This is a genomic window from Fibrella musci, assembly GCF_041321105.1.
Lineage (GTDB): Bacteria > Bacteroidota > Bacteroidia > Cytophagales > Spirosomataceae > Fibrella > Fibrella musci.
Window position 1 is genome coordinate 582,744 of the sequence record NZ_JBGGWD010000005.1, and the last position, 23,340, is coordinate 606,083.

Annotated in this window: 15 protein-coding genes and 1 tRNA gene; 9 read left to right on the forward strand and 7 right to left on the reverse strand. The window is 54.7% G+C overall.

What is annotated here, in order from left to right:
• Positions 1-289 precede the first annotated feature (289 nt).
• Positions 290-2,179: a pseudouridine synthase gene (locus tag ACAW74_RS18870; protein WP_370699775.1), complete on the forward strand. Its 1,890-nt coding sequence runs from the start codon at positions 290-292 to the stop codon at positions 2,177-2,179.
• Positions 2,180-2,289: 110 nt separating this feature from the next.
• Here ACAW74_RS18870 and ACAW74_RS18875 read toward each other — a convergent pair whose 3' ends face one another.
• From ACAW74_RS18875 to ACAW74_RS18885, 3 genes are all read right to left on the reverse strand, one after another.
• Entirely contained in the window at positions 2,290-3,060 is a 771-nt protein-coding gene (locus tag ACAW74_RS18875) for a patatin-like phospholipase family protein (RefSeq protein WP_370699776.1), read from the reverse strand.
• A 106-nt stretch (positions 3,061-3,166) separates the two neighbouring features.
• Positions 3,167-4,027, reverse strand: coding sequence for an MBL fold metallo-hydrolase (locus tag ACAW74_RS18880; RefSeq protein WP_370699777.1), 861 nt, complete (start codon positions 4,025-4,027; stop codon positions 3,167-3,169).
• A 158-nt stretch (positions 4,028-4,185) separates the two neighbouring features.
• Positions 4,186-4,482, reverse strand: coding sequence for a winged helix-turn-helix transcriptional regulator (locus ACAW74_RS18885; protein ID WP_370699778.1), 297 nt, complete (start codon positions 4,480-4,482; stop codon positions 4,186-4,188).
• Positions 4,483-4,612: 130 nt separating this feature from the next.
• Here ACAW74_RS18885 and ACAW74_RS18890 point away from each other — a divergent pair, with 130 nt between their 5' ends.
• A complete protein-coding gene (locus ACAW74_RS18890; RefSeq protein ID WP_370699779.1) occupies positions 4,613-5,527 on the forward strand; it encodes a ClpXP adapter SpxH family protein in 915 nt (304 codons plus the stop codon).
• 218 nt (positions 5,528-5,745) lie between these two features.
• Here ACAW74_RS18890 and ACAW74_RS18895 read toward each other — a convergent pair whose 3' ends face one another.
• A complete protein-coding gene (locus ACAW74_RS18895) occupies positions 5,746-9,591 on the reverse strand; it encodes a LamG domain-containing protein (RefSeq protein WP_370699780.1) in 3,846 nt (1,281 codons plus the stop codon).
• A 976-nt stretch (positions 9,592-10,567) separates the two neighbouring features.
• Positions 10,568-10,641 (reverse strand) — tRNA-Ile (locus tag ACAW74_RS18900).
• Positions 10,642-10,831: 190 nt separating this feature from the next.
• Between ACAW74_RS18900 and ACAW74_RS18905 the strand changes: the two genes are divergently transcribed.
• The 6 genes from ACAW74_RS18905 to ACAW74_RS18930 all read left to right on the forward strand — a co-directional run bounded on the left by ACAW74_RS18905 (position 10,832) and on the right by ACAW74_RS18930 (position 17,526).
• Positions 10,832-12,088 carry an HD domain-containing protein gene (locus tag ACAW74_RS18905; RefSeq protein ID WP_370699781.1) on the forward strand — a complete coding sequence of 419 codons (1,257 nt, stop codon included), beginning with the start codon at positions 10,832-10,834 and terminating at the stop codon, positions 12,086-12,088.
• A 216-nt stretch (positions 12,089-12,304) separates the two neighbouring features.
• Positions 12,305-13,360, forward strand: coding sequence for a UDP-3-O-(3-hydroxymyristoyl)glucosamine N-acyltransferase (gene lpxD / locus ACAW74_RS18910; RefSeq protein WP_370699782.1), 1,056 nt, complete (start codon positions 12,305-12,307; stop codon positions 13,358-13,360).
• Positions 13,361-13,417: 57 nt separating this feature from the next.
• Positions 13,418-14,812 (forward strand): bifunctional UDP-3-O-[3-hydroxymyristoyl] N-acetylglucosamine deacetylase/3-hydroxyacyl-ACP dehydratase, encoded by a 1,395-nt coding sequence (locus ACAW74_RS18915; protein WP_370699783.1) that lies wholly within the window; start codon positions 13,418-13,420, stop codon positions 14,810-14,812.
• Positions 14,813-14,902: 90 nt separating this feature from the next.
• Complete coding sequence (gene lpxA / locus ACAW74_RS18920) at positions 14,903-15,694, forward strand: acyl-ACP--UDP-N-acetylglucosamine O-acyltransferase (protein WP_370699784.1); 792 nt, start codon at positions 14,903-14,905, stop codon at positions 15,692-15,694.
• 112 nt (positions 15,695-15,806) lie between these two features.
• Positions 15,807-16,436: an ABC transporter ATP-binding protein gene (locus tag ACAW74_RS18925; RefSeq protein WP_370699785.1), complete on the forward strand. Its 630-nt coding sequence runs from the start codon at positions 15,807-15,809 to the stop codon at positions 16,434-16,436.
• 79 nt (positions 16,437-16,515) lie between these two features.
• Positions 16,516-17,526 (forward strand): family 43 glycosylhydrolase, encoded by a 1,011-nt coding sequence (locus ACAW74_RS18930; RefSeq protein ID WP_370699786.1) that lies wholly within the window; start codon positions 16,516-16,518, stop codon positions 17,524-17,526.
• A 61-nt stretch (positions 17,527-17,587) separates the two neighbouring features.
• Here ACAW74_RS18930 and ACAW74_RS18935 read toward each other — a convergent pair whose 3' ends face one another.
• Complete coding sequence (locus ACAW74_RS18935) at positions 17,588-19,882, reverse strand: carboxypeptidase regulatory-like domain-containing protein (protein WP_370699787.1); 2,295 nt, start codon at positions 19,880-19,882, stop codon at positions 17,588-17,590.
• Positions 19,883-19,948: 66 nt separating this feature from the next.
• Entirely contained in the window at positions 19,949-21,310 is a 1,362-nt protein-coding gene (gene tilS / locus ACAW74_RS18940) for a tRNA lysidine(34) synthetase TilS (RefSeq protein ID WP_370699788.1), read from the reverse strand.
• A gap of 113 nt (positions 21,311-21,423) precedes the next feature.
• On the opposite strand from tilS, the gene ACAW74_RS18945 reads away from it, so the two are divergent.
• Positions 21,424-23,316: an OstA-like protein gene (locus tag ACAW74_RS18945; RefSeq protein WP_370699789.1), complete on the forward strand. Its 1,893-nt coding sequence runs from the start codon at positions 21,424-21,426 to the stop codon at positions 23,314-23,316.
• The last annotated feature ends 24 nt before the right edge of the window (positions 23,317-23,340 follow it).

The window sequence follows — 23,340 nt, forward strand, 5'->3', positions numbered from 1 at the left end:
TTCCCGATTGAGCCGGGCGTATGAATCATCTACGGGTCACGTATAAATAGCTACGTACCTACACTGCCAATCGCTGCCACTGGCTACCACTACACGCCTGCACAGCAGGTACTTATGCGCCAACTAGCCTTCATACTGGCTTTTAGCTTTGTTACCACCGCCTGATCTATACTAAATAGTACAAAAGGTTGTATCTTTGCGCCCCCGTTGCCCAGTCAAGCTATGCATTATAGCTGATGCTCAACGGATTTTACGCAAAACAGGCAGTAGATGCTTACTGCATTTTTCCATGAAACGTAATCAGGATAACAACGACCGCTTTGAGCGCCGGGATGGTGAAGGTCGTTCGGATGGCCGTCGAGACGATGCCCGTCCGTTTGCTCGTAGTAATCAATCCAGTGACCGCCGGGATGGTGGTTCAGACCGCCCCCGGAAACCCTTTAACCGTGATGACCGCCCATCGGGTGGTGATCGTCCCCGTTTTAACCGCGACGAGCGTTCAGACCGCCCGCGTTCATTCGATCGGGATCGGGATGCAAGCTCCGATCGGCCCCGTTCATTCGACCGCGACCGCACAGATCGCCCGTCGGGTGACCGCCCCCGCTCGTTTGATCGGGATCGGAACCGCGACGACCGGCCCTCAGGTGATCGGCCGCGTTCGTTCGACCGGAATGCTGGCCACCGCGACCGCACAGACCGCCCATCGGGTGGTGACCGTCCATACAAACCATTTAATCGTGACGAGCGCACCGAGCGTCCCCGCTCGTTTGATCGGGATGCAAGCTCCGATCGGCCCCGGTCCTTTGATCGCGACCGTACAGATCGCCCGTCAGGTGACCGTCCCCGTTTTAACCGCGACGACCGGCCCTCAGGTGATCGCCCCCGCTCCTTTGACCGCGACGACAACCGCTCTGAAGGTCGTCGTTCGTTCGACCGGGATGGTGGTTCAGACCGCCCCCGTAAACCCTTCAATCGCGATGACCGCCCATCGGGTGGTGATCGCCCCCGCACGTTCGACCGCAATCGCGATGAGCGGCCATCCGACGAACGGCCCCGTTCATTTGATCGGGATCGGGATGCAAGCTCAGAGCGGCCGCGTTCATTTGATCGCGACCGCGCAGACCGCCCGTCGGGTGACCGCCCCCGCTCGTTTGATCGGGATCGGAACCGCGACGACCGGCCCTCAGGTGATCGCCCTCGCTCGTTCGACCGGGAACGTGGTGACCGGCCCCGTTCCTTTGACCGGAATACCGGCCCCCGCGACCGCAACGAGCGCTCGGATCGGCCTCGCTCCTTCGATCGCGACCGGAATGCCGGTGCCGATCGGAACAACGACGAATCGGGCGAACCCCGTTTCGACCGGCGTACGGGTCGGTACAATAAAGCGCCGAACTATAACCTCGACGTGATGAAGAAGAACCTGCCGCGTACGAAGAAAGTCGCGCAGAATCTGAAGCGGGAGAGCGACCCTGATTCGATCCGTTTGAATCGTTACATCGCGAATGCCGGGGTTTGCTCGCGCCGCGAAGCCGACGAACTGATTGGCAAAGGCGACGTGCAGGTGAATGGGAAAGTCATCACCGAGATGGGCTACCGCGTGAAGCCCGGCGACGTGGTGAAGTACGGCAACAAAGTGTTGAACCCGGAGAAAATGGTATACGTGCTGCTGAACAAGCCGAAAGACGTCATTACCACCACCGATGATCCCGAAGAGCGCAATACGGTCATGGATCTGGTCGCCGACGCGGGTCCATTCCGCCTCTACCCGGTTGGTCGCCTCGACCGCAACACCACGGGCCTGCTGCTGATGACCAACGACGGCGAACTGGCGGGCAAGCTCACGCACCCGTCGAACAACGTGAAGAAGGTGTATCAGGTAGAACTGGACAAGCCTATCTCGGAAGAGCATTTCGAAGCGATCCGCAACGGTCTGGAGCTGGAAGACGGCTTTATCAAACCCGATGATCTGGCCATTGTTACGCCCGATGCCCAGGTAGTTGGTGTCGAGATTCACTCGGGCCGCAACCGGATCGTGCGCCGGATGTTCGAGTCGCAGGGTTACGAAGTCACGAAACTCGACCGCACCGTATTTGCCGGCCTCACCAAGAAAGAGTTGCCCCGTGGCAAATGGCGCTTCCTCGAACCGAAGGAAGTCATCAAGCTGAAATATTTGATGTAGGGAAAAGGTCGTTCAATGGGTAAGGCCCAACGGCCAATGTGGCTGACGCTCTAGTAAGACGTGTCAGCCACATTGGCCGTTGGGCCTTACCCATTGAACGACCCTTCGTTTTACATGGAACCAACGCCCTGCTCAATCGCCTCAGCCACCTTGAGTGTTTTGGCGTGCCGGTAGCCGACCTGAAAGATTTCGCGGGCCCGCTTTGCGTCGGTAACCGAGAAATTGGTTAGCTCCGGCGGCTCGATGAAAAAGTTACACAGCGCGGCCCGTTCGCGGGTTTTGCTTTGTACCGAGAGCACCAGGCTCCGTTCGAGCACGCCCCGCGCCGTGCGGATGGGTTTATGCGCCGGAAACGGGTTGCAGTGGGAGCCAATGAGGTAATCGACCTTGTCCACCACCGGCTCAACTGGCAGGTTGTTGAGCGCCCCCCCGTCGATATACTGTTTTTTGTTGATGAGCAACGGCTCAAAAATACCGGGCAGGCAGCACGACGCCAGCACTGGCCGGATCAGCTCGCCTTTGTCGAAAATGACCAGCTCGCCGTCGGTGAGGTTCACCGCCGCCACGTGCAGCGGGATCGACAACGCCTCGAAGCGATCTTCAGGGATATATTTTTTGTAGAGGTCGATGATAGTATCGATGCGTAGCAGGCCCATACGGGTCCATGCGGGCCGCAGGTGCCGCACAAACGCCGACGATTCGATCAGCCGCAGGGCCTCATCGGGTGAGTAGCCGGTGGCAATGAGCGCGCCCGCGATGGCACCGGCGCTTGTGCCGGCCATGCGGTCGATCTGAATGCCCTGTTCCAGCAAGGCTTTGATGACACCCAAATGGGCGAAGCCGCGTGCCCCACCGCCCGAAAGTACGAGTCCGATTTTCATAGCTGGATGTTACGCTAGTAACGAGTGAATGAGTCAGATTACTATCTAACAACAAACAAATTACCCAGACCGTCACGGATGTATGCCAGATAATAGCGCATACGGTTCACTCGTTGATCCGCCGCACCTCACCCAGCCGGACGCCGCGTTCGGTCTGTACCACCGTTGCTGCTTCAACCGTAGGGTCGTGTTCAAAAAGCAATAACCACTTTTCGGCAGCAGCCTGCGTAAGTAGTCGTTCTTTTTCCTGCATTGTCAGCAGCGGGCGCACGTCGTAGCTCATCACATACGGCAGCGGCACATGCCCCGACGACGGAATCAGGTCGGCGCAGTACAGCATCGTCTGGTTTCCGACGGTCAGCTTGGGCAGCGCCATTTTCTCGGTATGGCCGTCCACGTAGATCAATTCGAGGCCAGGTACCCCGACAGGGCTGGGCAGGCCGTTCAGGTACGTTGTCTCGCCGAAATACCGCAGTTGGCCGCTCTCCTGCAACGGCAGCATGTTTTCGGCCAGGAATGACGCTTTTTCACGCGGATTTGGCTGTATGGCCCACGCCCAATGCTCGGGATGCGTCCAGTACGTAGCGTTGGCGAACGTGGGCTGTAGCCGCTCCCCTACCCGCTCGACGGCTCCACCCACATGGTCGAAATGAAGGTGTGTCAGTAGCACGTCGGTTACGTCGGCCACGTCGTAGCCCGCCTGCCGGACGGCCTCCCGAATAGGGTTGCCGGGCTGGCGGCTGGGTACGTAGTGCGCAAAGAATTTATCATCCTGCTTATCGCCCATGCCCGTATCGACCACAATCAGCCGATCTCCGGTTTCAATGAGCAGGCACCGCATGGCCCAGGTGCAGCGATTCAGGGCATCGGGCGGGTTGAGTTTCTGCCAGAGGGTTTTCGGCACCACGCCGAACATAGCGCCGCCATCGAGCAGCAGCGGTCCCGTATCAAGGGTTCGGATTCGCATACGATCAGTTATTGGTTCAGGCCGCCAGACAGCGGAGTTCTTTCGTGCCGTGAACATACAGAACTCAAAACGAAAAACGCCCCGCACCTGGTTGGCCCTGGGGGGCTTTTCGCCCACAACAGCGCGTAGAGCTCTCTGCTGCCATAACCGAACTGCCGTTACGGTAGTTGTTCTAGCTGCCGAAAGACGGGAATCAGCGCCCGCCCTCTTTCCGACAACGTGTATTCGATGTGCAACGGTTTTTGCCTGATCGTCAACTTATCCAGGTATCCTTCATCGACCAGTTCGCGCAGCGAGATGGCCAACGCCTGTTTGTTTGCCCCCTCGATGGTGCGCAACAACGCATTGAACCGCAACGGGCCATCGAGGGCCAGCCGAAAAATCTGGGGCTTCCATTTCCCCGACAGAAGTTTGAGCACCTCTTCGGCCGGGCATTGAATGGCCATTTTCTGCATGATCGAGTGGTCTACTTTTTTTTACTAATTGACTATAGCCGCCGCTTCAGCGCAACTTTGCGAAGCCAGAGACAGCCAGTGAGCCCGCTACAAATTTCGTAACGGCTGGCCTACAACTAAACAGAAGATCATGGAAACTCAACGTATCAATCCCCTTTTGTGTGATATCGAGTCTGGTTTGTGCGAACTCCCCGACCCGGCCGCAGCGGCACCGCAAGAGGTGTTTCCGACCAGCCATAAACCCGTCAGGGTTATTTATTTTACCGATCCAATCTGCTCATCGTGCTGGGGTATTGAGCCGCAACTACGTCGGCTAAAGCTTGAGTATGGACCCTATATCGAGGTTGAGTATCGCATGGGTGGGCTACTACCCGACTGGAGTTATAACAGCGGCGGCATCAGCAAGCCCTCTGATGTAGCGCCGCACTGGGACGAAGTAAGCCTGCATTATGACATGCCCATCGACGGGGATGTGTGGCTGGAAGACCCGCTGGATTCGTCGTATCCGGCTTCTATTGCGTTCAAGGCCGCTCAGTTGCAGGGCAACCAGCAAGCCATCCGTTTCCTGCGGGCAGCCCGGGAACTGGTTTTTCTGCACAAAAAGAACATTGCCAAATGGGAGCATCTGGCGACGGCAGCACAACAGGCTGGGCTGGATATGGCCCGGTTCGAAGCCGATTATCGGGGAAGGGCCGTGGCCTTGTTTGAAGCCGACCTGGCCTTAGGCAGGCAATTGGGCGTACGCGGATTCCCCACGCTGTTTTTTGTCGATAGCCACGGGCAGCTGGAAAAAGTATATGGCACGCAACCGTACGCGGCCTACGAAAAGGCGCTGCTCGGTCAACTACCCACAGCAACCAAAACCCCGATAAACCCCGCCTGGGATCGTCTGTTTGCGACTTTCCGCACCCTCACCTCCCGCGAATTTGCCGAGCTTTCAGGCCGCAATCGGCAGGACGTAGATAGCGAGCTACAAAGCCTGGCCGATGAAGGGCAACTCGAAAAAGTAGTCACCAAGAATGGTGCGTTGTGGGTACGTCCCTGATAGTACCGGCTGCCCCAACGGCAAAGCAATTCACAAAAAAGGCCCCGCAACTCAATTAGCTGCGGGACTTTTTTTTGTGGGCCAGCTTGGGCCCATGTGAATTCTAAACTTTGGAACCTGTTAATTGCAACAAAGAGACCCTCTGGCATATAGGAGAGTCAAATTTGGCCGGATATGGGCATGTTCTCAGTTTTCTCCAGCAGGGTGTGAGTTAAGAATCATGGTTGAGGCCCGTAGGTATGATTGATTGGATCGTAGAACACATCGCGATTGATAATCACCTTTACCCCTGGCCCCTGCGCTCGCTTCGTATTGAACGTGTTTAGGTATCCTCCTGCTGACCATCCACTTTGTGCCAGCACACTACGGTCGGCGGTCATTTGGTCAAGGGGCGTAATGCTAGGGCGAGGAGTATTGAGATTTACCTGCGCTAGTACGCCGTCTATGATACCGTAGATACGAGAAAGTGGGGAGTAGTTCAGGTTGGCTAGCGACATAATGCTCACGCCCTCGCCAAACTGTGTTACGCACTGCTGTACCAGTAAATTGACTTCACTGGGATCATACATGCCATCTGCTTCGTTGACTGCGAAGCGGCCCTCAGCCCGATCGCGTAGCGATGCCGCCACCGAAAAGCGCCAACGATCTTGGCCCCATAACCCATCATTTAGCTTGATACCGTCAATCTCATTGAGGTCGCTCAGAATACTCATTGTACCCCGGAAGTTAGATGCATCATCCCATGCCGATCCGAAGCCAGCCATCACAGGGCATCCTGGAAGAATGTCCTTCACCGCGAGCAACATTCGCTTACTTACTGAAGCGACTCCATATTCGCGATGGTCGAACCCGCTTTGCTGATAACGGCTAACGAAACTGTAATACGGTGCATTAGTATTATCTATCGGAGGCATAGAAACGTCGTTCCAGGTACCTGCCGACGTTCCCATAGCAGTATTATAGCTCGATAGATTCCCTGAAAATACGCCCTGCATACGGCTCCGGTAAGAAGCCTGAGCCGCCGCAGAAAAATCCAACGGCCGATAGCTACCGTCCATATGCATTTCGCTTTCAGATCCCGTTGTGTGAGCGTACTCTACCCCCATTAGTGCATTCCGGTAGGGTGAATCACGGAGATGTCTGGCCACCGCCCGAACCCAAGCTTCGATCCGTGCCAACGTGGGTTCATGGTAATATCCAGCCGACACGTCTCCTTGGAATTTAATCGTCACCCCCTCCGATGTAGTCAACCGACCTGCTTCTGGAATGAAGTTATCATTATTAAGTTCAGGTTTGCGGCTTGCGTTAATAACCACCACGATTTTGCACTGAATTGAATCAGCTATTCTCAGAGCATCATCCAGCATCCGCCAATCGTAAGCGGCATCGTTGCTACCCGCCGGGCTATTCCCCGTGTCGTGATGATGCCACATCGCCTGCCAGAAAAACATATTTGCCCCTCTACCTATAGTATTCTTTACAATCTCTTTTTCAAAATCCGCCATACCTCCGGCTGATTTTGTCGATCGGTCAAAGCCATAAAGTCGCATTCCCAGCCAGCGTTTTGCCGTCAAACTAGGCCATCCAGTTGTTGGTGTACTGTTTACTACAATGGAAACGGTTTTGTCACTCGTACACGCTCCACTGGTGAGCGTCACCCGGTAGGTGTAGGTTCCTGCCGTGGATGGAACGGTGACAGGCGTACTAGCCTGATTAGGAAAGGTGATGGAGCTGTTCGGTTGCAGAGCAGTCCAGGCATACGTAGCGGCACTACCACTCCCGCTGAGACCAGTAACGCGCGAGGTGCCATTTTGCAGATTCCCCTGCATACCGCTACTAATGGTATTGAAAGCGGTATTGCCCGTTTCCTCAAAACGCCAGTAGCCCGCCAGATTTGCTTCGCTGCTCCCCAGCGTCTGTTGATACGCCGCCGCAATCTGAGCACCAGTTCGGGAAACGCTCCACAAGCGCACTTCGTCCATACTGCCAGCGTAATGACCCAGATTATAACCACCAAGGGCTACACCAGGCTTGGGGATACGTCCGCTAGCCGTCCCCGTTTTTACCAGCGTACCGTTGATGTATAGCTTAGGCACGTTGTTCTCGTAAACAACAGCAACATGTGTCCAGTCTGACACACTCACCAAGTGCTCTAATTGACTGTTCAGGTAATTATCCGAATGCTCATAGACCCGAATGCCGTTAGTGCCTACAGCCAAGCCTACGCCTGTATAAGCTGCGCTTTGAATCCCACCTCCGTAAACCGGATGCAGGGCATAGCGATCACTGAAGCCATTGGCCCCCAGCGGCTGAGTTGGCTTGACCCAAGTTTCTACCGTGAAGTTGTTGCTGATGTTGGCGTAATACCAACCTGCATCCACCTGATCATCGATTCCATCAAAGCTCAGCGCCTGCCCGCTGGTGTAGCCATTGCTGGTGCAGCCCTGGCAGGAGGCGGTAAGGGTGACTTGCCCGTTCGCGTTTACAGTCGTTGAGCTGGCAACAGCCCCAAGCGTGATACCTGAACAGTTCCCACCAGTGACATTGACAGGAACGTCATATGTCAGCGTACACGTCCCACTGGTGAGCGTCACCCGGTAGGTGTAGGTTCCTGCCGTGGATGGAACGGTGACAGGCGTACTAGCCTGATTAGGAAAGGTGATGGAGCTGTTCGGTTGCAGAGCAGTCCAGGCATACGTAGCGGCACTACCACTCCCGCTGAGACCAGTAACGCGCGAGGTGCCATTTTGCAGATTCCCCTGCATACCGCTACTAATGGTATTGAAAGCGGTATTGCCCGTTTCCTCAAAACGCCAGTAGCCCGCCAGATTTGCTTCGCTGCTCCCCAGCGTCTGTTGATACGCCGCCGCAATCTGAGCACCAGTTCGGGAAACGCTCCACAAGCGCACTTCGTCCATACTGCCAGCGTAATGACCCAGATTATAACCACCAAGGGCTACACCAGGCTTGGGGATACGTCCGCTAGCCGTCCCCGTTTTTACCAGCGTACCGTTGATGTATAGCTTAGGCACGTTGTTCTCGTAAACAACAGCAACATGTGTCCAGTCTGACACACTCACCAAGTGCTCTAATTGACTGTTCAGGTAATTATCCGAATGCTCATAGACCCGAATGCCGTTAGTGCCTACAGCCAAGCCTACGCCTGTATAAGCTGCGCTTTGAATCCCACCTCCGTAAACCGGATGCAGGGCATAGCGATCACTGAAGCCATTGGCCCCCAGCGGCTGAGTTGGCTTGACCCAAGTTTCTACCGTGAAGTTGTTGCTGATGTTGGCGTAATACCAACCTGCATCCACCTGATCATCGATTCCATCAAAGCTCAGCGCCTGCCCGCTGGTGTAGCCATTGCTGGTGCAGCCCTGGCAGGAGGCGGTGAGCGTGACCTGCCCCCCGGTCCCTACACTAGTAGGATTGGCGGTAACCGCTAGGCTGAGGCTAGAACAGTTGTCCAGCCGCGCATTCGGTGCCCCCGCTGTATTCCCCCTATCCGCTAAGGCATTATAGGCAGCGGGTTCATCAACGGTAGTACCTCGTACACAGAAACCCGTCTTTTCCACAAACGTGCTGTTTTGGTCGGCCTGCCCACCCGACCGCAGAAGTCGAAAACACATGTTGGGGGTCACTGACTCAAAGACGCCTTGGAGCGTGTAAGAAACCCGTGCCTTGTTTTTCAACGATAACTTGTCACCAATATAATCTCGATACGTCCCACCTGTAATCACGAAACCAGTTGGAAGCAGTACTTTGATCCGAAAGGCAGATGCTTCTTCGGTAAAAAACATCAGCGAAGAGGGTATATCTAGTAGTTCAGCTGATATTGTTAGCTCAACTGGTTCACCAACCGACGCCGTTTGCTTATTACCTTGAATAGTAAATCGAATGGGGTCGTTCGTTACTCTGGATTTTGTTTTTGGCGGTGAAGTACTTCGGGAGTTAACGACTTGTTTTGGCTTCTCCGAGTGAGGTGGGCCCTCCGATCCGGGCGTAGTAAAACTAACATCAGCTGTTGAAAGACTGCTGATACTCACTAAGAGCGTAGCCAAAAGCAGATGCTTTTTTTGCCTTGATGTAAAAAGTTTCCTTAACATATGAATGTATAGTTTTCACTGACATATTTATCAGTGGGAACAATTTCATATGTATGTATCAATATATTGAGAGCCGTTAGATAACGTATATGTTTTGTCTAAGTATTATATTAATTAGTATCCTTAATCGACATTTTCTATTATAAAAATCCAATACCGTATTAGTTGATAAATTGGTGAGAGAGGGAAATCATCAGTTATGAATCCGTTCCTTGCTTTTACAGCTAACCTATGATCAAGATTCACGGGTTTTTGCTAACGGTGTACGATGCCACTGAAAACGCCTGTAAAACGGCTCTCTGTCTCGAAGACAACCCAGCAACTCCAAACGAAACTGAGTTGTTAATAGCCATGCTTAGCAATGCCATAACTACAATTAAGGAGCAAACCCGGTAAAGCAGCCAATATTCGAAGTGAGGTATGCCACTTGACTACCACGACCGGCAGATTTTTAAGACGATCGTCCGCTCGATAATCCATGAGCAAGCCGAAAGTTTCTGTGAACAGTGCGGCGTGCATAGCAACGCAGTAGGGCACAGTATTCAGAAAGGCTAATCTGGACATCTACATATTACGGTACAATACAGGACGACCCAATCAGGCGTTGTGATTCGTGCTCCCAATCGAATATCGCCAGAGGGCCTAAATTCCTGTTGAAATTGACTCACCAAATAGGGTATTACTTATCTATAACCATAAGTCCGCATTATAGCTATTTATTCCTCCAATGATATTTATCATCACATAAAACGGTGGCGTCATTCATCTATAGCTGTCCATATCTATATGAATACATATCAGTAGAATCGCCAGATAGCAACTAAGTATTAATGGTAAAAGCGCTACCACTAAATCTAGTGGCCTGTATACTACACATCGATTAGCCCACAAAAAACGCCCCGCAACTCAACTAGCTGCAGGGCGTTTTTTGTGGGCCAGCTTGGGCTCGAACCAAGGACTTACTGATTATGAGTCAGTTACTCTAACCAACTGAGTTACAAGCCCTTGTCTTGACTAACGAATCAGTAAGACGGCACAAAAATACGCCATTTCGCTAAATTGTGCGCGATTTGGTGGAATTTTATGGGCTAATAGGGTCGGCTGGCCGGTTTTGGGCAGGCGGGGACAGGTTATCCGACAGTGGGTAACGTACCTGACGCTATCCGATCACACGTCGCAAACTGGCCTCCGTCTCATGACCAACCGAAAGAAGTTACTCAACGATCCTGTCTACGGCTTCATCAGTATTTCGTCGCCGCTGCTGTTCGACCTGATCGAACACCCTTATTTCCAGCGGTTACGGCGTATCAAGCAGCTAGGCTTGTCGGAATACGTCTATCCCGGCGCGTTGCATACCCGCTTTCACCACGCCTTAGGGGCTATGCACCTGATGGGACAGGCTACCGCAACGCTGTGCAGCAAAGGGCACCAACTCTCGGAGGCTGAATGCGAAGCCGCGCAGATTGCCATTCTGTTGCACGACATCGGGCACGGCCCTTTCTCGCACGTGCTGGAATGCTGCATTCTGGAAGACGTTCATCATGAGCAGATCTCGCTCATGCTCATGCACGACCTCAACCGGCAGTTTGGCGGGGCACTGTCTCTGGCGATCCAGATGTTTGAGGGAACGTACCCACGGCCATTTTTCCATCAGCTGATTTCAAGTCAGCTCGACATGGACCGGATGGACTACCTCAACCGCGACTGTTTTTATACAGGCGTGGCTGAGGGCGCCATCGGTGCGGAACGCATCATCAAGATGCTCGACCTGGCCGACGATCAACTGGTGGTGGAAGACAAAGGCATCTTGAGCGTCGAAAACTTCCTGAATGCCCGGCGGCTCATGTACTGGCAGGTGTACCTCCACAAAACATCGATCTGCTGTGAGTCGATGCTGGTGCAGATTCTGCGGCGAGCCCGTTTTCTGGCGCGTAATCCGGAGATCAGTAGTGAGCCCATCGACGCCCTGCCCGATTTCATGCTGTTTCTGCGAGGTACCATTTCACTGACCGATTTCATGTCGGATGCTACGTACCTACAGGCCTTTACCCGCCTCGACGATTATGATATCTGGGGCTGCGTGAAAGCCTGGGCCAACCATTCCGACCTGGTGCTGTCGACCCTCTGCCGGATGCTGCTCGATCGGCACCTGTTCAAAATTATGCTGTCGACCGAGCCCTTCGCCCCTACGCTGGTCGACGAACTGGCGCAACAACTCCGTAGCAAAGGCCTTTCCGACGACGAGCTATCGTATTTTCTGGTAGAAGGGCAGGCCTCCAATGCGGCCTATCTGCCCGCTATCGATTCCATTCGGATCAAATCCAAGAATGGGTACGTCCGCGACATCGCCGACGCCTCCGATCTGGCCAACATCGGGGCGCTCTCAACCATCGTGCGGCGGCATTACGTCTGCTGGGCCCGCGAGCTGGTCTGGGAGGCAAAACAGGTTTGACGTTTGGTGCGGTCTGCCGCTGCGGTTTGACGCTTAACGTCGGCGATACAACAAACTGGCGTCAGCCAACGTCAGACCTTAAACGTCAAACCCTGCACAGGGTTAACAATAAATTGAATTAATTGGCCATTTATACGAATAGTGCAATTTGTTGGTTACCTTGCGACCCTAATGTCGGCCCAGACAAGCACTGTTTTTTTCGGGCATAAATCGCAAATGGAGTTTACAGTCAGGCAGATAGCCGCTCTACTGGATGGGGAAGTAAACGGAGACGACACATTAACAGTCAGCCGTTTAGCCAAAATTGAAGAAGCAACAACGGGCAGCATTTCTTTCCTTTCCAACCTAAAATACGAGCCCTATCTGTACAGCACTGGCGCGTCGGCTGTTATTGTAGATCGTTCCTTTACGCCCCGTGAGCCGGTTTCTGCCGCGCTTATTTTGGTCGAAAATTCCTATTCCGCGTTCACTCGATTATTAGAAGAGTACCATCGGCAGCTCACATTTGCCCGCGTGGGCATCGAACAGCCAACGTACCTGCATGCAAGTAGCCAACTCGGTGAGCACGTGTATGTTGGCGCGTTTGCCTACGTCGGCAAAAATTGCCGCATTGGGTCCAACGTGAAGATTTATCCGCACGTCTATATCGGCGATAACGTCAGCATCGGCGATAATACCGTTATTCATTCGGGAGCCAAGCTCATCGACAACACGGTGGTGGGTAAATTCTGCGTCATCCATCCCAATGCCGTTATTGGCTCCGATGGTTTTGGCTTTGCACCGCAGCCTGATGGCACTTACAAGACCATCCCGCAACTGGGCAACGTAATCCTTGAAGACTACGTTAGCGTGGGCACCAACACCACGATCGATTGCGCCACGATGGGCTCGACGATCATCCGGCAAGGGGCCAAGCTCGACAACCTCATTCAGATTGGCCACAACGTCGAGATTGGCCGCAACACCGTAATTGCCGCGCAAACCGGCGTATCGGGATCGACCAAAATTGGCGAAAATTGCGTGGTAGCGGGACAGGTCGGCTTTGCCGGGCATCTTACCATCGCCAACAACACCCGATTTGGTGCCCAAACGGGCGTATCAAAATCAGTGAAAGAAGAAGGGCATTCGCTCAATGGCTCGCCCGCTTTTGATCTGAAAGACTCGCTGCGGGCGGCAGCCGTTCATCGCCGACTGCCCGATCTGGAACGGCGACTTATTGACCTAGAAAAAGAAGTGCAGCGTCAGCAACGTACCGAATCCGGGCAGGCATGAGCATTCCCGCTCCTGACTGTTCAACGTTTCCCCTCAGTGACTGCGTACTAAACAAACATGAATATTAAACAGCAAACCATCCAGAAGGCCGTTTCAGTATCGGGCGTAGGCTTGCATACCGGCGTGTCGGCAACGATGACGTTTATGCCCGCCCCGGCCAATCATGGGTTCAAATTTCAGCGTATTGATCTGCCAGGCCAACCCACCGTCGACGCCGACGTCGATTTTGTGGTTGATCTGTCGCGCGGTACAACGCTCGAACAAAATGGGGCGCGGGTCCACACCGTCGAACATACGCTGGCCGCTTTGGTAGGTCTGCAGATCGACAACGTGCTCATTCAGCTCGATGGTCCCGAACCTCCCATTATGGATGGTTCGTCGATCAAATTTGTCGAGGCGCTTCAGTTTGCCGGTATCGAAGAGCAGAACGCCGACCGTAAATACTTCGAGGTCAGCGAGTTTGTGCATTATCGCAACCCGGAGAAAGATATCGAGATTGCGGCCCTGCCCCTCAACGACTACCGCCTCACGGTGATGGTCGACTACAACTCGCAGGTGATCAGCAGCCAGCATGCGTCGCTGAATGACCTCACCCTGTTTGCCGACGAAATCGCCTCGTGCCGCACGTTTGTGTTTCTGCACGAGCTGGAGATGCTCTACAAGCAAAACCTGATCAAAGGCGGCGACCTGAGCAACGCGATCGTGATCGTAGACCGCGATGTCGATGAAGACGAACTGGATCATCTGGCCAAGATGCTCAACAAATCGAAGGTGGGCGTCAACAAGCAGGCGGGTATCCTGAACAACCTGCAACTGCACTACCCCAACGAGATGGCCCGCCACAAGCTGCTCGACATGCTGGGCGATCTGGCTCTGATTGGGCGGCCCATCAAGGCACAAATTCTGGCGGCGCGGCCGGGCCATGCGGCCAACGTGGCGTTTGCCAAGAAAATCAAGAGCCTGATTCAGAAGAATGCGCAGAATCAGGTGCCGCAGTACGACCCCAAACAGCCGCCTATTTTCGACATCAACCGCATCGCGCAGTTGCTGCCCCACCGCTACCCATTCCAGATGGTCGACAAGATCATTGCGCTGGACGAGAGCAGTGTCATCGGCATCAAAAATGTGACGATGAACGAGCCCTACTTCCCCGGCCACTTCCCCGGCAACCCCGTGATGCCGGGCGTGATGCAGCTGGAGGCGATGGCGCAAACGGGCGGGATTCTGGTGTTGAGCACCGTACCCGACCCCGAAAATTACTGGCCTTACCTGATCGGGATCGAAAACTGCCGGTTCCGCCGCAACGTATTGCCCGGAGATACGGTAATCTTTCGGTGTGAGTTCACCTCGCCCATGAAACGCGGCATCGTTAAAATGCAGGGACGTGGGTACGTGAACAACAACCTTGTCTGCGAAGCCGACATGATCGCGAGTCTGGTGAAAAAGAAATAGTTCACTGTTCACCGTTCTCTGTCGGCTGTTGCTTCCCCTACCCAACAGGCAACTGACGACAGTGAACAGCGGACTTTTTTAACAGTACAGATGATTCAACCATTAGCCTACGTCCATCCCGAAGCTAAGATTGCTCAGAATGTGGTCATTGAGCCTTTCGCCATTATCCACAAGGACGTTGAGATAAAAGAAGGTACCTGGATTGGCTCCCACGCGGTGATCAATTCCGGCGCTCGCATTGGTCGTAACTGCAAGGTGTATCCGGGCGCTGTCATTGCAGGTACGCCCCAAGACCTGAAGTTTAAGGGCGAAGTTACGCTGGCTATCATTGGCGACAATACCACCATTCGTGAATACGCCACCATCAGCCGGGGCACCGAAGAGCACTGGAAAACCGAAATCGGTTCAGAGTGTCTTATCATGGCTTACGCGCACGTAGCGCACGACTGTCGCATTGGTAACCACTGTATCCTGACCAACAACGTGCAGATGGCCGGCCATGTGTACATGGGCGACTGGGCCATCATCGGTGGGTCGAGTTCGGTGCTTCAGTTTACCAAAATCGGGGCGCACGCCATGATTTCGGGGGGATCACTGGTGCGGAAAGACGTACCGCCGTTTACCAAAGCCGCCCGCGAGCCGCTCTCCTACGCTGGGATCAACTCGGTAGGTCTTCGTCGGCGGGGCTTTACCAACGAGCAGATCAACGAGATTCAGGAAATTTACCGGTACGTATTCCTGCGGGGCCTCAACAACGCCGAGGCCCTCAACCGGATCGAACTGGACATTCCAGCTACGGCCGAACGCGACGAAATCCTCAATTTTATCCGCAACTCAGAGCGGGGCATCATGAAAGGCCCTGGCAGCAGCAGCGGGGAGTAATTTTGAATGAATAATGCACGATGGACAGTGCACAATGATTTACTAATGCGTTAGCGGTTCACCGCCCGGCCCATTGTGCATTGTTCATCGTGCATTATTTATTCCTTTTTCAATGATCATCACCGCTCAACAGCTTGGTAAAAAGTACCGCCGCGAATGGATTTTCCGCGGTGTCGACCTGACGCTGACGGCGGGGAATCGCTATACGTTTGTTGGGCCCAACGGCAGCGGTAAATCAACGCTGTTGCAGGTACTGGCGGGCATGCAGCCCACCTCGGCCGGTACGTTGACATACACGCTCGACGGGCAGCCGCTGGCCGATGAAGACTGGTACCGCCACATGGTGCTGGCCGCCCCTTATCTCGAACTGATCGAGGAACTGACGCTAACCGAACTGCTCACGTTTCACCGCCGCTTTAAGCCCTTTCGGCAGAACGCCAACGTACCTGAGCTCATCGACCGCATGCAGTTGAGCCACGCCCGCCATAAAGAGATCAAGTTTTATTCGTCAGGAATGAAGCAGCGGGTCAAGCTGGGGCTGGCGTTTTTCTCCGAAGCCCAGCTGGTGATGCTCGACGAACCAACGGCCAACCTGGATCGGCAGGGAGCCGCCTGGTACAACGAACATGTGCTGCAACTTCCGCCCGATGTACTGCTGTTGATCGGCTCCAACCAACCCAGCGAATACGAGTTCTTCGACAAAGCGTCCTCCAGCGTTATCGAAGTGATGCAGTGGAAGTAACCCAGCGATCGAGCCTTTCTCTGGTAGAAATCGGTAACCACGTGCTTCGTGCTTTCAACGAATCAACTTGGTATAGCCGATGCGCCCGTCCCTGTCAACATTTGGTTTTCTGACCCTGCTGCTCGGCCTGACGAGTTACATGTCCGGCCCGTTGCTGTTGGTCGACACGCCCAGGATGTACTACGCCGACTCGTCGCGGCTCGGGCGGCCCATGGCCAAAGACCCACACGTCATCCGGTTTAACGGTCGGTACTTGATGTATTACTCGGTACCCGAATACACCGACCAGCAGGGCAGTAAACACGGGTGGGGCATTGGTGTAGCCCAAAGCAAAAACCTCTTCGACTGGGCCAAGATTGGCGAAATACCCGCTGTGGCGGAGTATGAAAAGAAGGGTATTTGTGCACCCGGCGCGCTGGTGCGTGATGGGAAGGTGCACCTATTTTACCAGACCTACGGCAATGGCCGCAACGACGCGATCTGCCACGCGGTGTCAGCGGATGGGCTGCATTTTGAGCGAAACCCAACCAACCCCATCTTCCACCCCACTGGCAACTGGAACTGTGGGCGAGCCATCGACGCCGAGGTCTATCGATTCAAAAACCAGTATTTTCTATACTTTGCGACCCGCGACCCGGCCTATAAGATTCAGCAGCTGGGCGTTGCGGTGGCGCCTGCAACCACTGCGTTTAACCGCGACGATTGGAAACAACTATCGGTCGATGGGCCAATCCTGAAACCCGAACTACCCTGGGAAGGCGAGTGCATCGAGGGAGCCTCGGTAACTGAGCGCAACGGGGAACTGATCATGTTCTACGCAGGCGCTTATAACAACTGGCCGCAGCAGATCGGGGTAGCGCATAGCCGCGACGGCATCCACTGGCAGCGCCTGCAACATGACCCTTTCCTGCGACATGGGGCACCGGGCAGCTGGAACAGTAGCGAATCAGGGCACCCCAACGTATTCACGGATACAGACGGCCGAACGTACGTGTTCTTTCAGGGCAATAATGATAAAGGCCGAACGTGGTTTCTCTCCAACGTGATGGTAGGCTGGCAAAAAGGCAAACCCGTTTTACAAACCCCATGATTCAGAGGCAACGTACCTGATCAAGCAAAAAGCGCGGAGTGTAGGCTCCGCGCTTTTTGCTTTACTGAACAGCTAAGATTTTAAATTCCGTTCGTCGGTTCTGCTGGTGCTCGTTCTCCGAACACTCAACCCCGTCGGTACAGCCGTTAACAATCTCGTTTTCGCCATACCCTCGGGCCGCTAGCCGCCCGGCCTGAATGCCCCGCGACACCATGTAATCCATGGCGGCCCGCGCCCGGCTTTCCGACAGCCGCATGTTGAAGGCATCGCCCGAGCGCGCGTCGGTATGCGATCGCAGCTCAATTTTCATCGTCGGGTATTCTTTCAGCAACGACACCACCCGGTCGAGTTCACGAGCGGCATCGGGGCGGATAAAGAACTTACCCAGATCATAGTAGATATTCTTCAGCTGAAAGACGTCGCCCTCTCCATAAATCCCGATCGAGTCAGGAGTTGTTTTCTGGCTCGCCACCACCCGTTTGGGTTGTTTACCAATCTTGGCTTTCTTGGTGGCGTACCGGTCTTTCTCGGCCGTGAGCGAGTACCCCGCGTTGGGTTTCACGTTGAACTCGTAGCCGCCATCGGGGCCGGTCACCACGGTCTGGGTGTTTTTGTTCTTGTCATCACGCAGCGTCACTTTCACACCTTCGGCTGGCTTCTGGTTCACCTCGGTTTTCACGACCCCCCGGATGATGGTATTCTCGCTCTTTTCCAGATAAATCGAGATGTTCATCTCGGGCTTGTTCGACTGGGTCAAGGTCGAGAAACGAGCGCTGTTGGAGGCGTAGCCTTCTTTCAGCGCCTTGAATTCATATTCCGTATTGATATCGAGGCAGAGGTCCGTTTTACCCTCGGGGCTTGTCATCTTCAGCTCCTGGTTTGACCCGTTGCGCACAATCCGCACGTCGGCCGACTCGATGGGGCGGCCCGTTTTTGCATCAAACACCAGGATGTTCAGCTGCTTGCAGGCACGACGGAACGAGTAAATGTCATCATCACTCACTCCTTTCCGTCGGTTACTGCTGAAATAGCCGGTGGTGCGCCCCCGATCGGTAATCAGGCCAAAATCGTCTTTCTCGGAATTAATGGGATACCCCACGTTCTGTACACCCCGGTAAGCAACACCGTCGCGCATTTCGGCGTAAAAAATGTCCAGCCCGCCAATGCCTTCGTGCCCATCCGACGCGAAATACAGATTACCCGCGGAGTCCACGTACGGAAACATTTCGTTGCCTTCCGTATTCAGTTCTTTACCCATGTTCACGGGCGTCCCCCACTGTCCGTTGTTGAACTCAACCACGTACAGGTCTGTGCCGCCATAGCCACCCGGCATGTCCGACACGAAGTATAGCTTCTGATCGTCGGGCGAGAAAGCCGGATGCCCTACCGAATATTCGGGGCTATTGAATGGCAATTCGGTAACGTCATGCCATTTGTTGTTACGCATCACCGCCGAATACAGCTTTAGCTTACGTACCCCGTCGGTGCTTTTGCCCGACTTACCTTTGCTCCCGTTGTTCCGCGTAAAGACGATGAAAGTCTGATCTTTCGTGAAGGTCATGGGGCCTTCGTGGTACTTGGTGTTCAGCGTCCGGCTGAATTTTTCCGCCTTTGAGGTCGGCTTGGTTTCCGCTTCAATCTCAACCGACTGATCGCCGGCGGGTCCACCACCGCCCAACACTGCCGTACCGGCCGGCCGGACGATCTGATCGAAACCGGGAATACGCAACTGATTGGTATCGGGGAAGAAATACAGATCGAGGAACGGCGTCTGGTTCCAGTTGAAAACCCGCTTGATTACCCCGCCTTCGTCGCGCGACGACACGAACACCAGACCCGATTTGTAGTACATCGGGCTGAAATCAGCCTGCCGTGAGTTGATGGCGAGGTTTTGCACCCGGAACGACGACGAGTCCAGGTAGAACCGGCTCGGGTCCATCAGGCCAATCGTATTCTTTTTGCCGCGCAGGTCTTCCGTTTGGCGGCGTCCGTATTCGCTGTACATCTTCTGCCCATCGCGCGTCTTGCCATTGCTGACCAGTGCCTGCGCGTAGTAGAGATAAATTTCACTTTCCAGATCGGGGTAGTTGGCGATCAATTCAGCGTAGACGCGCTCGGCATTGCGCGAGTCCTGAAGCTTGCGATAGCAAATACCCAATTTGGTTAAGGCCTCGCGTGATTCCGCCGGTTCAACGCGGCCACGAAGAAAGTCCTCATACATCCGCACGGCGGTGAGGTAGCTGTAGTTGTCAAACTGCTTATTGGCTGCCCGTAGCCGCATGCTTTGCGCCTGTAGCGTCAGCGAAGTGGCCAAAAGCCCTCCAACAAGTAGCAGAACCCGCAGGTATCGGTTCATCTGGTAAGCGTTTTTTCTATGGGTATTCCGACTATTGCTGTAGTCCATCAAATTAAGTGCCAAAATTCAGGTTATTGGAGTCAAACTCAGCCGAACGATCTGTTCGGTCGTTTCGGTAATCCGGCTTCGGTGCGCGATACGCACGCCTACCACCCAGATCACCTCGCCGCCAACTTCCAGCACCCATACCGACGACCGTTGCGGCGCGGGTATTTTCGCGTTAGTAAGCAAATCGCTCACCAGTTGCGTACCCGACAGCCCCAGTGGCCTGAATCGATCGCCTGGTTGCCAGCGACGAAAAACCCAGGGTAGCAAGAGTTGTGCCGCGTCGAACAGGGCCACCGTTGGCGGCATGTTCAGTTCACCATCCCACGCCCTCCGGTCAAACCGTTCGGCGGTAACGTACCCAGCACCGGGTACGTCGATACGTTGCTCCGGCCAGTTGGCTATCAACATCGGCGCGGGCGGCGGGCTTTCCCGTGGAATCAGCCAGATCGCCCCCCGTTCATGCATGAGCTGATGCGTAGACGACTGAATCCGTTGCCCGTTTTTGACGGACTTATCCCCCTCGGCGTCAACTGATTGCCAGAATTGAGTCAGCGCCTGCGCCGAAAAGCCATAGGGCTGGAGCCACTCCCCCAGCCGAAAGAGGGGTTCCGACAAGTCCCGCACCGCAGCCAGGTTGATTTCAATCCCCATTGGTTGCAGCCGGGCCACGGCCGCCCAGGAAGTTGCCATTGCCTCCTGCACAATCGCATCGGCGCTGCGCAGGTAGCCCGCCGTTCGGGGAAGATGCCCCAACAAACCCGGATTGATCGTCTTCAGCACGGGCACTACCTGATGTCGGATGCGGTTGCGGGCGTATTTATCAGTCGAATTGGAGGCGTCTTCGCGCCACGGCAGGTCCCGTTCGCGGGCATAGGCTTCGATCTGCTCACGGCTGGCAAACCACAGCGGCCGCACCACCGCCTGCTCTGTCTGGATGGGAATGCCCGTCAGGCCCGTCAGGCCGGTGCCGCGCGTCAGGTTCAACAGCATGGTTTCCAGCACGTCGTCGGCGTGGTGGGCGGTAGCTATGGCGACGTACCCATGGGCCTGGCGCACTTGCTCAAACCAGATATAGCGCAACTGCCGGGCCGTTACCTGCACCGACTCGCCCCGCTTGGTGGCTTCGGCCTCGGTCTCGAACCGGGTCAGGTGAAACGGAACCCCGTAGTGCCTGGCCCTGTTTTCGACAAAAACGGCGTCGGCCTCCGACTCGGCTCCGCGCAGGGCGAAGTTTACATGGGCGATGCCGAACGAAAATCCATGCTGATGCAGCAGGTCGGTCAGCACCATCGAATCGATGCCACCACTGACGGCCACCAGCAGCTGATCCGTTTTATTGAAGAGGCGGTGCTCGTTAATAAATGCTAAAAAGCCTTCCATCCGCCAGGTACGTTCTAACTTTGTCGGTCATTCGTCGTTGGTCTTTCGTCGTCATGGGTTGCCAAAACACCCCTGACCCATTCGTCTGCTGATGACCGATGCCCCACTTCTCGATGACACAATTGCAAAAATATAGCCTTTCTGTCCGTTTAATCGCGCTGCTAGCCCTGCTATTGGGCGGCACCAGCCCATTGCTGGCGCAGGTGGGGCGCCCGCCGGCAGCAGGCGGCACCGAGCAGGTCGAAATTCTAAACGCTGATAGTCTGGAGGTATTGCAAACGCCGGGCAACGTGACCCGCCGCCTGGTAAATAACGTGCGGCTGCGGCACAAAGGCGCCCTAATGTACTGCAACCTCGCTATCCAGAACGCCACCTCCAACGTGATCGAGGCTTATGGAAACGTCCGGATTTTGCAGGGTGATACCATCACGGTGCGCGGCGACACGATGTACTACTATGGCAACACGCGTTCATCGACGTTGCTGGGGCGAGTCTCGCTCAAAGACCGGAAAATGACGCTGACTACGGCCCGCCTCGACTATGACCTGGCCAATGGTATTGCTCACTATCCGGTGAAAGGCCGCATCGTAGACAAGGAAAATATCCTCACCAGCGACGAAGGCTACTACGATACCCGGCTGAAGCAGTTCACGTTTATCCGCAACGTGCGGCTCGTCAGCCCCAAAAGCCTGCTCACGGCCGATTCGCTGCTTTACAACAGCTTTACCAAAGTCGCCACCTTCCAGGGCCCAACCCGGATCGTCAACGAAGACGGTACCCTGCTGGCGCGTAACGGTACGTACAACACCGTGACGCGCGTCTCGAATTTTCGGCAGCGAGCCACCGCCTACACCGACAAGTACACGCTCACCGGCGACACGCTGAACTTTGACAATCAGACCGAGTTGGGTATTGCCCGGGGCAACGTGGTGTTGGTTGGGAAAGAAAACAACACCGTTATCACCGGCGATCACGGGCGCTACAACGGCAAAGCGGGCGTATCGCGGGTAACAGGTCATGCCGTAGTACGATCCGTCGTCAGCAAAGACACACTCTACATGCGGGCCGACACGCTCTTCTCTTACGATACGCCATCGGGCTCGAAAGAAAAACGGCCCCGTAAGCTGATCGGGCAGAAAAATGTGCTCGTCTATAAATCGGATTTGCAAAGCCGTTGTGACTCCCTGGTGTACTCGGTCTCCGACTCAACCTTCTATTTCTACAAGAAGCCCATCGTCTGGAGTCAGAGCTACCAGATGGAGGCCGACACCCTGACGGCCAAGCTGAAAAACAACCGCATCAACACCATGCTGTTGCGGGGCAAGTCCTTTGTAGTATCGCAGGATACGCTCAAATATTTCAATCAGATCAAAGGCCGGTCAATCACGGCCACCTTCCGCGATGTGCGCGATACGTTGCGCCCCCCGGTAGCCAAACGCGTCGTGAAGGCGGGGAGTCGAACGGCCGCTCGTACGGCAAGCGCCCCCAAACCACCGCGGTCAACGACGGCCGTTGCAGGCCCGCCGAAGGTCGAAGAGAAAACTGTTTTGGATCGAGTGGTGGTTGAAGGCAACGGTCAGAGCATTTATTTCGTAATAGACGATAAGAACGTTTTTACGGGTATGAACCGCGTGGATTGCAGCAAGATGACCATCGACTTTAAGAAGAATCGTGTGGGCACCATTCGGTTCTACGGACAGCCCGATGGGACGCTGATTCCGCCTAAACAGTTGACTGAGGACAAGAAAAAGCTCGACGGCTTCCGTTGGCGCGAAAAAGATAAACCCACGAAAGAGCAGGTGTTGGGGCAACCGGAACCTAAGCCGAAGCCCGCCGCACAAACCACAGCGGGGCCAATTAACGTACCTACGAACGTACCTGCATCGATCAATGCGGCCGCCCTCCAGAAAGAAGTTAATACAACTGGCCTGCCGGTAAATAGGAACGGCATTAAAATTGACGCTCTGAATAAACCTTTCACCCCCAAACCGGGTCAAAAGCAGTAAATCGCAAGCAGAATTAACAATTTT